This window comes from Mycobacterium sp. MS1601, assembly GCF_001984215.1.
In the GTDB taxonomy this organism is placed as follows: Bacteria; Actinomycetota; Actinomycetes; order Mycobacteriales; family Mycobacteriaceae; genus Mycobacterium.
Window position 1 is genome coordinate 1,189,103 of the sequence record NZ_CP019420.1, and the last position, 12,163, is coordinate 1,201,265.

The 12,163-nt window shown below is 64.2% G+C and carries 14 protein-coding genes; 4 read left to right on the forward strand and 10 right to left on the reverse strand.

The genetic code is table 11. The features are described from left to right. Nucleotides 1-16: 16 nt before the first annotated feature. The 6 genes from deoC to BVC93_RS05760 form a co-directional block, all read right to left on the reverse strand. Nucleotides 17-679: a deoxyribose-phosphate aldolase gene (deoC, locus tag BVC93_RS05735; protein WP_083736325.1), complete on the reverse strand. Its 663-nt coding sequence runs from the start codon at nucleotides 677-679 to the stop codon at nucleotides 17-19. Next, the gene (locus BVC93_RS05740; RefSeq protein ID WP_083736326.1) at nucleotides 679-1,077 is read right to left on the reverse strand and encodes a DUF2599 domain-containing protein; all 399 of its coding nucleotides are present in this window, start codon (nucleotides 1,075-1,077) and stop codon (nucleotides 679-681) included. The genes deoC and BVC93_RS05740 overlap by 1 nt, the downstream gene beginning before the upstream one ends. 4 nt (nucleotides 1,078-1,081) lie before the next feature. Next, nucleotides 1,082-1,363, reverse strand: coding sequence for a DUF2516 family protein (locus tag BVC93_RS05745; protein WP_192860357.1), 282 nt, complete (start codon nucleotides 1,361-1,363; stop codon nucleotides 1,082-1,084). A 45-nt stretch (nucleotides 1,364-1,408) separates the two neighbouring features. Beyond that, the gene (locus BVC93_RS05750; RefSeq protein ID WP_083736328.1) at nucleotides 1,409-2,071 is read right to left on the reverse strand and encodes a heparin-binding hemagglutinin; all 663 of its coding nucleotides are present in this window, start codon (nucleotides 2,069-2,071) and stop codon (nucleotides 1,409-1,411) included. Nucleotides 2,072-2,136: 65 nt separating this feature from the next. After that, nucleotides 2,137-2,550: a helix-turn-helix domain-containing protein gene (locus BVC93_RS05755; RefSeq protein ID WP_083736329.1), complete on the reverse strand. Its 414-nt coding sequence runs from the start codon at nucleotides 2,548-2,550 to the stop codon at nucleotides 2,137-2,139. Nucleotides 2,551-2,652: 102 nt separating this feature from the next. Continuing rightward, entirely contained in the window at nucleotides 2,653-3,978 is a 1,326-nt protein-coding gene (locus BVC93_RS05760; RefSeq protein WP_083736330.1) for a DUF445 domain-containing protein, read from the reverse strand. 114 nt (nucleotides 3,979-4,092) lie between these two features. Between BVC93_RS05760 and BVC93_RS05765 the strand changes: the two genes are divergently transcribed. Both BVC93_RS05765 and BVC93_RS05770 read left to right on the forward strand, forming a co-directional pair. After that, nucleotides 4,093-4,815, forward strand: a complete 723-nt coding sequence (locus BVC93_RS05765; protein WP_442929023.1) for a TetR/AcrR family transcriptional regulator — start codon at nucleotides 4,093-4,095, stop codon at nucleotides 4,813-4,815. Nucleotides 4,816-4,826: 11 nt separating this feature from the next. Then, on the forward strand, nucleotides 4,827-5,684 hold the full coding sequence (locus BVC93_RS05770) for a polyphosphate kinase 2 family protein (RefSeq protein ID WP_083736331.1): 858 nt from the start codon (nucleotides 4,827-4,829) through the stop codon (nucleotides 5,682-5,684). A 9-nt stretch (nucleotides 5,685-5,693) separates the two neighbouring features. Here the strand turns inward: BVC93_RS05770 and BVC93_RS05775 are convergent, their stop codons facing one another. The 4 genes from BVC93_RS05775 to BVC93_RS05790 form a co-directional block, all read right to left on the reverse strand. After that, complete coding sequence (locus tag BVC93_RS05775) at nucleotides 5,694-6,569, reverse strand: cyclopropane mycolic acid synthase family methyltransferase (protein WP_083740830.1); 876 nt, start codon at nucleotides 6,567-6,569, stop codon at nucleotides 5,694-5,696. Between the two features lie 156 nt (nucleotides 6,570-6,725). Further along, nucleotides 6,726-7,541, reverse strand: a complete 816-nt coding sequence (locus BVC93_RS05780; RefSeq protein ID WP_236950407.1) for a 3-hydroxybutyryl-CoA dehydrogenase — start codon at nucleotides 7,539-7,541, stop codon at nucleotides 6,726-6,728. 132 nt (nucleotides 7,542-7,673) lie between these two features. Further along, the gene (aceA, locus tag BVC93_RS05785) at nucleotides 7,674-8,960 is read right to left on the reverse strand and encodes an isocitrate lyase (RefSeq protein ID WP_083736333.1); all 1,287 of its coding nucleotides are present in this window, start codon (nucleotides 8,958-8,960) and stop codon (nucleotides 7,674-7,676) included. A gap of 304 nt (nucleotides 8,961-9,264) precedes the next feature. Next, nucleotides 9,265-10,077: an acyl-[acyl-carrier-protein] thioesterase gene (locus BVC93_RS05790; protein ID WP_083736334.1), complete on the reverse strand. Its 813-nt coding sequence runs from the start codon at nucleotides 10,075-10,077 to the stop codon at nucleotides 9,265-9,267. A gap of 133 nt (nucleotides 10,078-10,210) precedes the next feature. Between BVC93_RS05790 and ramB the strand changes: the two genes are divergently transcribed. Continuing rightward, complete coding sequence (gene ramB, locus BVC93_RS05795; RefSeq protein WP_083736335.1) at nucleotides 10,211-11,626, forward strand: acetate metabolism transcriptional regulator RamB; 1,416 nt, start codon at nucleotides 10,211-10,213, stop codon at nucleotides 11,624-11,626. Next, nucleotides 11,623-12,159: a carboxymuconolactone decarboxylase family protein gene (locus BVC93_RS05800; RefSeq protein ID WP_083736336.1), complete on the forward strand. Its 537-nt coding sequence runs from the start codon at nucleotides 11,623-11,625 to the stop codon at nucleotides 12,157-12,159. Before ramB ends, BVC93_RS05800 begins: the two co-directional genes overlap by 4 nt. Nucleotides 12,160-12,163 lie beyond the last annotated feature (4 nt).

Genomic DNA, 12,163 nt, shown 5'->3' on the forward strand with positions numbered 1-12,163 from the left:
TCCCCGAGCCCGGGCTCTAACCCAGCCCGTCGAGCACGTCGCGGGACGCTGACAGTCCCAACCGGGTGGCGCCGGCGTCCAGCAGTGCGACGGCGGCGTCGGCAGTTCGGATGCCGCCGCTGGCCTTGATGCCGAGGCGACCACCCACGGTGTCCGCCATCACCGAGATGGCGGACAGGGACGCGCCGCCGGCCGGGTGGAAACCGGTGGAGGTCTTCACGAAGTCGGCGCCCGCGGCTTCGGCCGCTCGGCACACCGCAGCCAGGGTGCCGGCGTCGGCCAGGCTCAGCAGTACGGCCGACTCGACGATCACCTTGAGCACCGCGTCCGGGATGGCGGCCTTGACCGTTGCGATATCGGCCTCGACGGCGGCGATGTCGCCGGACAGCGCGGCACCCACGTCGATCACCATGTCCACCTCGACCGCACCGTCGCGGACGGCGAGCTGTGCCTCGGCGGCCTTGACCGCCGACGCGTGTTTACCGGACGGGAAGCCGGCGACGGTGGCGACGGGCAGAGTGCCCACGGCCGCCGGCACCAGCGACGGTGACACACACACCGCGTAGACACCCAGATCGGCGGCCTCTTTGACCACAGCCGCCACATCGGCTTCGGTGGCTTCGGGTTTGAGCAGGGTGTGGTCCACCAGCGCGGCCACCTGCGCACGCGTCCATGCCATCAGAACGGCTCTTCGCTACCGCCGGGGTTGCAGTTGGCCTCGTACATCTCGGCGTCGGTGACAACGGGTCGCCACGGCTCCAGGTTCCAGCTGACCTTGCCGGGCTCGAGCAGCTCGGCAAAAGCCCAGTGGCACAGGAACTGCTCGCGCATACCGGCAATGGCGGCATCGGGCGCCAACGACAGCACCTCGGCCCAGGCGGCTTCGCCCGTGCTGCGGTGCCCGATCCCCGAACCGGAGCGGCCAGCCGTCGTGGGGTACACCCGCAGACTGGAGAGATCACCCCATTTGGCCCACTCGACATGGGAGACGTACGGCGTGGCCTGGGCAGGCGGGGCCAGCATCAGGGCGGCGAACACAGTGCTGGTGGCTGCCAACGCAGCCAGAGAACGTGGCATGGGTCTAGCGCGACTTTCCCTGGATCTCAAGCAGTTTGGGGCGGACATCCACCAGGTAGACACCTGCGGCGCACGCGGCGATGGCCGAGCCGAAACCGGGACCCATGACGACCGCGAGCAACAAAGCAACACCCAGGATGATCAGCCACACCGGCTTGGTCAGCTTGTCCACCGCGGTGTAGGCGTCGGGACGTTGCAGAGCGGCGTGCACCAACGCATACAGCGTTGCGATCAGCACACCGACATGCACTGCATACAGGACGAGACCCGCCACACCTTGAAGCATCACAGCCCCAAGCGTAGGCGGGTCTCATACCGTGCGTCGAGTTGCTTACTTCTGGGTGACCTTCTTGGCCGGAGCCTTCTTGGCCGCCGTGGCCGGTGTGGCCTTCTTGGCCGGGGCCTTCTTGGCGGGAGCCTTCTTGGCCGGGGCCTTGGCGGCGACCTTCTTCACCGGCGCGGCGGCGTCTTCGGCCTTCTTGGGCAGTTCGACACCGACGAGCTTGGCGGCGCGCTCGCCGACCGCGCGGGTCTGGGTGGCGACGGTGCCCAGGGCGTCCTGGGTCAGTTCGACGGCCTGATCCACGTACCCCTCGGCACGCTCCGCGGCCTCTTCCAGCGCCGGCTGCGAACGCAGACGCTCGATGGCGGCTTCGCCGCGCTCGATGAGCTTGGTGTAGGTGGTCTGCGCCTGCTCGGCGTAGCCCTCGGCCACCTTTCGCAGTTCGTCGGCGCTCAGCTTCTCCTGCAGTTCACCGAACTGCTTGGGCAGGTCCTCCTGCAGCTTGCTGATGCGGTCCTTGGTCTCGTCGACGGCGGACGTCAGTGCGGTGCGGCGTTCCTCGGCGCGGGCGCTGGCGTCGGCACGGGCCTCTTCGGCGCGCTCACGCAGGGCCGCGACGATCTCGTTGACAGTTGCCAGCGCCAGGTCGGCGGCGCCGACGGCGGCGAGCAACGGGGCCTTCAGATCTTCGACAGTCGGGTTCTCAGCCATGGTGGCTCCTTTCGGAAATGTAGGTGAAAGTTGTTTTTTGGCAGCACTTCTCGGTTGCGGAGGGGTCAGTCAGTGGTGGACTCCTCACGGGCAGCTTCGAGTTGTGCAGTGGTGGTCTCGTTCTGTTGCAGGAACGAGGCGTAGATGTCGAGCAGCACCTGTTTTTGACGCTCGGTGATCGCCATGTCGGTGACGATGGCGTCGCGGACCGCGTTGGGCTCACCGGGTTCCAAGATCCCGGCTTGCACGTAGAGCACCTCGGCGGACACCCGGAGCGCCTTGGCGATCTGGTTCAGCACTTCGGCAGACGGCTTACGCAGCCCTCGCTCGATCTGACTGAGGTAAGGGTTGCTCACCCCGGCCTTCTCGGCCAACTGCCGCACCGAAACCTGCGCCGCCTCGCGCTGCGCCCGGATGAAGCTGCCGATGTCGGACGCGGCGTGAGTTACCACGGTGGCAAGATTTTCGTCCTGCGACATGGGTTTTCCTTCGGCACGGGCGGGTATCAACGGTGTGTCTGAAACTGACAGGTTCCACCGTACCTACCCGTGCTAGCTTTTGCAAGCACTTGCTAGCGCAGGTCAGAATATAATTTGCGCCACCGTGTAGATCACCAGGCCCGCAAGTGCGCCCACCACGGTGCCGTTGATCCGGATGAACTGCAGATCACGGCCGACATGGAGTTCGATACGCCTGCTGGCCTCCTCGGCGTCCCAGCGTTCGATGGTCTCGGTGATGATGGCGGTGATCTCCACGCCGTACTGCGACACCAGGTGCTGCACCCCGCGCACGATCCAGTCGTCCACCTTGTCGCGCAAGTCGGCGTCGCTGCACAGAGATTCACCGAGGCGCACCACCGACTCGGCGATCCTGGCGCGCAGCGTCGACGACGGATCGTCGACCCCTTCCAGCACAAGACGTTTCAGCGTCCGCCACGCCGTCTCGGCCGCCTTGGAAACCTCGTGTCGCGCCATCAGCTGCTCTTTGACCGATTCCGCCTTGGCGACGGTGGCCGGGTCGTTCTGCAGATCATTGGCGAATTCGAACAGGAACCTGTTGGCAGACTGGCGCAGTTCATGATTCGGGTTCCGGCGCACCTTGTCGGTGAAATCCATCAGCTCACGGTGGATCCGGTCACCCAGCAACTGGTCGACGAATTTCGGCGACCAGCTCGGCGAATCCCGCACCACCACCCGCTCGATGGTCTCGCCCGCATTCAGCGACCACTCGAACGCCCGGTCGCAGAGCAGCTGGATCAGAGCCTCCTGCCGGTTCTCGGCGAGCATCGTCGCGAGCACCCGGCCCGCTGGCGGTCCCCACTGCGGTTCGGCGATTCGACGCACGATCATCTTGTCGATGACCTGCTGGACGTCCTCGTCGCGCAGCAGCTCCACACCGACACGCAGCACCGTCGCCGACTCCGCGGCCACCCGAGTTGCATTGGCAGGCTCGGCCAGCCACTTTCCCAGACGACCCGCGATCTCGGCGTCCCGGATCTTGGTCTCCACCACCTGCGGGGACAGGAAGTTCTCGCGGACGAAGTTACCCAACCCCTCCCCCAGCTGATCTTTCTTGCGCCGGATGATCGCGGTGTGCGGGATCGGGATGCCGAGTGGATGCTTGAACAGCGCGGTGACAGCGAACCAGTCCGCCAGCGCACCCACCATCCCCGCTTCGGCGGCGGCACGCACGTAGCCCACCCAGGCATCCGCGCCCTGGGACTGCGCATAGGTGCACACCAGGAAGATGACGGTGGCCGCAATCAGAAAGCCCAGCGCCACCAGCTTCATACGCCGCAACGCGGTCCGGCGTTGCGCGTCGGCAGCAGAGTCGGCGCCGGCGAACGATTCAGCCAACGACGGGCGCTCCAGCGGGTTTCTCACGACCACATCTCCATCATCCGTCATGGGTTGATCGGCATTCCGGTTCGACGCCGTCCAGTTACTGTGACGACGTCTGCGGACCAGATCCGGCTCGCCGGGCCGATGCGCACTATCATCGGGTCCGAACCAGAGAAACGGATGAGCACGACAGTGGCACAACAGCCCGAGGCCGGACCCGCGAAAGTCGACGGTCGCAAACGGCGCTGGCACCAGCACAAGGTGGAGCGTCGAAACGAACTCGTCGACGGCACCCTCGGCGCCATCCGCCGCCAGGGTCGCGACATCAGCATGGACGAGATAGCTGCGGAAATCGGCGTCTCCAAGACCGTGTTGTACCGCTACTTCGTCGACAAGAACGACCTCACCACCGCGGTGATGATGCGCTTCGTGCAGACGACTCTGATCCCCAACATGGCCGCCGCGCTGTCAACCCATCTGGATGGCTACGCCCTGACCCGCGAGATCATCAGGGTGTACGTCGAGACTGTGGCCGCAGAACCAGAAATCTATCCTTTTGTCTTCGCAAACAGCTCTGCCAGCAAAAGCAAAGTGATCGCCGACAGCGAACGGATCATCGCCGGAATGCTCGCCGTGATGTTCCGCAGGCGCATGCAGAAAGAGGGCATGGACACCAAAGGTGTCGAGCCGTGGGCCTACATGATCGTCGGCGGCGTTCAGCTGGCCACCCACTCGTGGATGTCGCATCGGCGGATGAGCTCCGACGAGTTGATCGACTACCTTTCCATGCTCTCGTGGAGCGCATTGAGCGGGATCGTCGAAAGCGGTGGCTCGCTGGCACGTTTCAACAGCCAGCCGCATCCGTCACCGGAGTTGCCGCCGTCCACAGGCGCTGATCTATAGGCTGGACGCCCATGACCGACCTGCCCTCCCAGTGGACCCACGAACCACACAAAGTGCTCGCCTTCCGCCCGGGGGACAAGGTCTCCGAGATCGATGCCGGCGCCACTCCTGGGTTCAAGGGCAGCAAGGCCGACGCCCCCGCGCTGCAGGCCGAGCGCAATGATCGTTTTGCCGGACTGCAGGAAATGCTCTACGCCAACAGCCGCTCCGGTGACACCAGGTCGGTCCTGCTGGTTCTGCAAGGCATGGACACCGCAGGCAAAGGCGGCATCGTCAAACACGTGGTGGGCGCGGGCAACCCGCAGGGCATCCGCTACACCAGCTTCGGTGCGCCCACCCCCGAGGAGCTGTCACATCACTACTTGTGGCGGATTCACAAAGCCGTGCCCGCGGCGGGCCAGATCGGGGTGTTCGACCGGTCGCACTACGAGGACGTACTGATCGTGCGCGTGCGCAATTTGGTGCCACCGAACATCTGGGCCGGCCGCTACGACGAGATCAACGCGTTCGAGAAGGAGCTCACCGACGAAGGCACCACCATCGTGAAGGTGGCGATGTTCGTCTCGCTGGACGAGCAGAAGAAGCGCCTCGCCGAGCGGCTCGAACGGCCCGACAAGTACTGGAAATACAACCCCGCCGACATCGACGAACGCGCCCTGTGGCCCGCCTACCAGGAGGCCTATCAGGCGGTCCTGGACAAGACCTCCACCGAACATGCGCCCTGGCACGTGGTGCCGTGCGACCGCAAGTGGTACAGCAGACTGGCCATCCTCGAACTGCTCATCGAGGCGCTGAAGTCACTGAACATGAGTTGGCCGCCCGCTGATTTCGACGTGGAAGCCGAGAAGAAGCGGTTGGCCGCCATCTAGCGCTGGGGGCTAGCCCTTTTCCAGCGTGAACTGACCGATGTTGGTGACACCACGACGGAAGAAGTCGGCGCAACCGGTCAGGTACTTCATGTAGCGGTCATAGACTTCCTGACCCTGCATGGCGATGGCCTGATCCTTGGCCGCTTCCAGATTCGCGGCCCACATGTCCAGCGTGCGGGCGTAGTGCGGGCCCAGCAAGTGGGTGCGGGTCAGGTTGAAACCTGAGTCGGCGGCCAGCTTCTCGATGTCCTCGACAGCGGGCAGCTGTCCGCCGGGGAAGATCTCATCACCGATGAACTTCATGAACTTGAGATCGCTGAGAGTCAGCTTGATCCCGTTCTCGCGGAAGAACTGCTGTGTGTGCGCCAGGATGGTGTGCAGCAGCATCACGCCGTCGGCCGGCAAGATGTTGTACGCGCGCTCGAAGAACAGCGGGTAGCGCTCGGCCTTGAAGGCCTCGAACGCGCCGATCGACACGATGCGGTCGACGGGCTCGTTGAACTCTTCCCAGCCCTGCAACCGGATCTCGACGCTGCGCTCGGTGTCGAGCTTGGCCAGCCGCTCGCGGGCCCACTCCGACTGCGCCTTGCTCAAGGTGATGCCGATGACGTTGACGTCGAACTTGGTGATCGCCCGCTCCAGCGCGCCGCCCCAACCGCAGCCGATGTCGAGCAGCGTCATACCGGGTTCGAGGCCCAGCTTGCCCAGCGCCAGGTCGAATTTTGCGTTCTGCGACTCATCGAGATCCATGTCGTCGCGCTCGTAGTACCCACAGGTGTAGCCCATGGTGGGCCCGAGAAACAGCGCGAAGAATTCATTGGAGATGTCGTAGATCGACTGAGATTCTTCGTAGAACGGCGACAGATCCGGTTCGACTACTGACACGCTGCGACAGTCCTTGTGCATAGATTCGTGGTGCTCGGGGCCTGACATGGACGCAATCCTGCGCCTCGGCCGTGTCCCGGCGAGGGCCCTTCGGGCCTACGATTTGTCACCCTAACCAGTGTCACCGGTTAACGCCAATGAATGCATTCCGTGTCGTCAATAGCGGTAGAAGCCCTGTCCGGACTTCTTGCCCAACTGACCTGCCTCGACCATTCGCAGCAGCAGCGAGGGTGCCGAATAGAGCGGTTCTTTGAATTCGTCGAACATCTTGTCGGCGATCAACTTCAAGGTGTCCAGCCCGATCAGATCCGACAGCCGCAGTGGGCCCATCGGATGTGACAACCCGGCCACCACAGCGGTGTCGACGTCCTCGATGGTGGCCACCTTGGCCTCTACCATCCGGATGGCCGCCAAGAGGTAGGGCACCAGCAGGAAGTTCACCACGAAGCCCGAGCGGTCCGAACACTTGACCACCTGCTTGCCGAGCACTTCACCGGCGAACTGCTCGACGCGGGCGACGGCGCCCTGGTCGGTGACCAGAGTGCTGACGAGCTCGACAAGGGGCAGCACCGGCACGGGATTGAAGAAGTGCAGCCCGAGAACCCGGCTTGGGTTCGTCGTGGCCGCTGCGATCTTCATGATCGGGATGCTGGAGGTGTTGGACGCCAGCACCGCCTGCGGATCGGTCACGATGGCATCGAGCTCGGCGAAGATGGCGGTCTTGACGGACTCGTCCTCGATGACGGCTTCGATCACCAGCTGGCGGTCGGCGAGATCGTTGAGGTCGGTGGTGAAACTCAGCCGGGCCAGCGCCGCATCACGGTCCTGCGCGCTGAGCTTGCCCTTGGTGACGGCCTTGTCCAGGGAGCCGGTGATCCGGTCCTTGCCCGCAGCGGTGAAGCGTTCGTCGGTGTCGTAGACCACCACGTCGGCACCGGCCTTGACGGAGACCTCCGCGATGCCCGAGCCCATCTGTCCGGCGCCGACCACACCAACACGTTCGATGCTCACTGATTACCTTTCTGTCGCGAACAGACACAAACTCGCGTGATTCCCAAGGAAATCACGCGAGTTTGTGTCTGTTCAGCGGGGGGCCTTAGCGGCTCAGTGGAACTGACCCTCTTCGGTCGAACCCGCCAGCGCGGTGGTCGACGAGGTGGGATCCACCGTGGTGGCGATCCGGTCGAAGTAGCCGGCGCCCACCTCACGCTGGTGCTTGGTGGCGGTGTAACCGCGCTCCTCGGCGGCGAACTCACGCTCCTGCAGCTCGACGTAGGCACTCATCTGGTTGCGGGCGTAGCCGTAGGCCAGATCGAACATCGAGTAGTTGAGCGCGTGGAAGCCCGCGAGGGTGATGAACTGGAACTTGAAGCCCATGGCGCCCAATTCCTTCTGGAACTTGGCGATGGTGGCGTCGTCCAGATGCTTCTTCCAGTTGAACGACGGCGAGCAGTTGTAGGCCAGCATCTGGTCGGGGAACTCGCTCTTGACGCCCTCGGCGAACTTGCGGGCCAGCTCCAGATCCGGGGTACCGGTTTCCATCCAGATGAGGTCGGAGTACGGCGCGTAGGCCTTGGCCCGGGCGATGCAGGGCTCGAGACCGTTGCGGACCCGGTAGAAGCCTTCCTTGGTGCGCTCACCGGTGATGAACGGCCGATCGCGCTCGTCGACATCCGAGGTGATCAAGGTGGCGGCCTCGGCGTCGGTGCGGGCGATGACGACGGTGGGAACGTCGGCCACGTCGGCGGCCAGGCGCGCCGAGGTCAGCGTGCGGATGTGCTGCTGGGTGGGAATCAGCACCTTGCCACCGAGGTGACCACACTTCTTCTCCGAGGCCAGCTGGTCTTCCCAGTGCGAGCCGGCAACACCGGCGGCGATGAGGGCCTTCTGCAGTTCGTAGACGTTGAGCGCGCCACCGAAACCGGCCTCGCCATCGGCGACGATCGGGGCCAGCCAGTTCTCGACGGAACGGTCACCTTCGACCTTGGCGATCTCGTCGGCACGCAGCAGTGCGTTGTTGATGCGGCGCACCACCTGCGGCACGGAGTTGGCCGGGTACAGGCTCTGATCGGGGTAGGTGTGACCGGAGAGGTTGGCGTCACCGGCAACCTGCCAACCGGACAGGTAGATGGCCTTCAGTCCGGCGCGGACCTGCTGAACAGCCATGTTGCCGGTCAGCGCGCCGAGGGAGTTGACGAACTCCATGTCGTGCAGCTGCTCCCACAGCACCTCGGCACCGCGGCGGGCCAGGGTGTGCTCTTCGACGACGCTGCCCTGCAGGGCCACGACATCGGACGGGCTGTAGTCGCGGGTGATGCCCTTCCAGCGGGGGTTGGTGTCCCAGTCGTGCTGGATCTGCTCGGGCGATTTGGGGGTGCCAACGGTCGACATTGACGGCTCCTCTGAATGTGAAAGTGTGCGGCTGAAACGCCGCGAGAGTGAACGGTCAAGCGCTCTGAACGTTGTCGGGATCGCCGACTTGTTAACGACTGAGCAGCTTCACTGGTGTGCTGTATCCCACGATGCCACTACTCATATGCGCAGGTCCAGCCAATTCGTTGCCAATTTTCGCCACGACCGGTCGGGACTTTGCTAATCCTGTTAAGAACCCTCGGAGCTGAACCGTTTCAGAGGTTACCGACCGGTAACCAGAATCGCGCAGGTCAGGCGGGTAAATAACAGGACAACGGTACTGTTAAACCGAGAACAGGGACGCAACCGCTTTGGTCTCCCCGGCGACCACATATGTGAGCGTCGTTACAGTGCGATCCACCAGATCGGCGCCGAACACCTCGGTGGAGCCGGCCGGATGGACGTGCGACAGGATCTCCAATTTGTCGCCGAGTGCGACCGGCAGATCATGTTCGATGGCCACCCGCAGCGGGCCTTCCAGCAGCTCGGGATGCGAGAACAGGTAGTCCTCGATGACGGTCCAGTAGACCGAGTTGTTCATGTGGTCGAACAGGTCGATGTCGGAGACCCGCACCGGATACTCGCGGATCTCGTCGGCGTCCTCACGCTTGCCGGCCTTGAGATAGGCCTTCCAGCGCAGCCGATCCACCGACGTGGTCTTCTGCAGACCGGCCAGGAAGTCGTCGGAGATGCGCGACGGGCCCTGGGTCTCGCGGTTGATGTTGATCCAGAACGCCTCGGACTCCATCAGCCCACCTTTGCGACCATCGATCCGCACCCGCATCTCACACCAGCGGTTGGAGGTTCCCGAGCACCAGCGCCGCATCCGCAGCATGTCGTTGAACTCGATGGGACGGATCAGATCCACCATGGTGCGGCGGACGATCCACAAGGGATGGGTCTCCTCGAAGCCCAGCTCACGCAGGTGGTCCTGGCCGATGTCCTGGATGTGCCTGCACGCGGCGTCGAACCGCAACCGGCCGGTCCGGTCGATGTCGCCCACCCGCAGCGGCCACTCCCGATCGAAGACGTCCGGATGGGGATCGGGCACCGGCATCATCGTCTTTGCCAGCCCCGAAGCCGCCTGTGTCGTCATCAACGCCCTCTTCGTCAGTTCTTTGGGAGCCCCCCGGCCAGCCTTGAGATTACCCAGGAGCTCGGCCAACACATCACGAAGTAGTTGCCAATCCTGCGAAGAGGACCATTAACAAGCGGGGTAAGCTGGGCGAATGGCCAAGACCTTCGTCGGTTCGCGGGTTCGGCAGCTGCGCACCGAACGCGGCTTCAGCCAAGCGGCGCTCGCCCAGATGTTGGAGATCTCGCCCAGCTACCTCAACCAGATCGAGCACGACGTCCGCCCGCTGACGGTGGCGGTTCTGTTGCGGATCACCGAAGTGTTCGGCGTCGACGCCACCTTCTTTGCCTCCCAGGACGACACCCGCCTGATCGCCGAGCTCCGGGAGGTCACCCTGGACCGGGATCTCGGCGTCGACGTGGACCAGTCCGAACTCGCCGACATCGTGAGTTCACACCCGGCCCTGGCCAAGGCCATGGTGAACCTGCACCAGCGTTACCGCCTGACCAACGCACGACTTGCGGCGGTCACCGAAGACCGCAACGCCGACGGCAGCGGAACCGGGTCGATCTCGATGCCGCACGAAGAGGTACGTGACTACTTCTATCAGCGGCAGAACTACCTGCACGAACTCGACACCGCCGCAGAGGATCTCACCGACCGCATGCGTATGCACCGCGGCGACCTGGCCCGCGACATCGCCCAGCGGCTCGCGCATGTACACGGAGTGCGCATCATCCGGCGCATCGATCTGGGCAACACCGTCCTGCACCGCTACGACCCGGAGACCAAGACCCTCGAGATGAGCGCCCATCTGTCCGGCGGACAACAGGTCTTCAAACTCGCCGTGGAGTTGGCGTATCTGGAGTTCGGTTCTCTCATCGACGATCTGGTGACCGAGGGCAACTTCACCAGCGACGAATCGCGCGTGCTGGCCCGGCTCGGGCTGGCCAACTACTTCGCCGCGGCCGCGGTGCTGCCGTACCGCCAGTTCCACGATGTCGCCGAAGGCTTCCGCTACGACATCGAGCGGTTGTCGGCGTTCTACTCGGTGAGCTACGAAACCATCGCCCATCGGCTGTCGACACTTCAGCGACCGTCGATGCGTGGGGTGCCCTTGTCGTTCGTCCGGGTGGACAGAGCAGGAAACATGTCAAAACGTCAGTCCGCCACAGGATTTCATTTCTCGTCCTCCGGAGGCACGTGTCCTCTGTGGAATGTGTACGAGACCTTCGCCAACCCGGGCAAGATCGGCGTCCAGATCGCCCAGATGCCCGACGGCCGTCACTACATGTGGGTGGCCCGCACCGTGGAGCGACGCGCGTCCCGGTACGGGCAGCCCGGGAAGACCTTCGCCATCGGCCTGGGATGCGAACTGCGCCATGCGAATCGGCTGGTCTACTCGGAGGGGCTCGATCTGTCCGGCAACAATGCCACCCCCATCGGCGCCGGTTGCCGGGTGTGCGAACGCGACAACTGCCCGCAGCGTGCTTTCCCGGCGTTGGGCCGCGCGCTCGACCTCGACGAGCACCGCAGTACCGTCTCCCCCTATTTGGTGAAGCAGTCATGAGCCGAGTCCCGGCCTCCAGCGGGTTCCGCGACGTCGGCCCCATCAACTGGGTGATCTGTCGGTTGGGAGCGCGTGGGATCCGCGCTCCCGAATTCCATCTGTTCAACGCATTCTCGAGGCATTCCACGCTGTTCTGGGCGTGGCTGCCGTTCTCCGGGGTATTGCTGTACTGGGGCCGCCTGTCACGCTTCGAGGCGGAGCTGGTCATCCTACGGGTGGGACATCTGCGCGAGTGTGAGTACGAATTGCAGCAGCACCGCCGGCTCGCCCGCTCCCGCGGTGTGGACGCGGCACTGCAGGCGAAGGTGTTCGAGGGCCCGGATGCCGCCGGCCTGTCTGATCGCCAGCGGGTGTTGTTGCGCGCCACCGACGAGTTCGTACTGTCCCGCCGCGTGACGGCCGAGACGTGGACTGCCCTGTCCGGCTACCTCAACCAGAAGCAGCTGATCGAATTCTGTCTGCTGGCAGGGCAATACGACACTCTGGCCGCGACGATGAACACCCTGCAGCTGCCGCTCGATTTTCCGGACTGAGGTT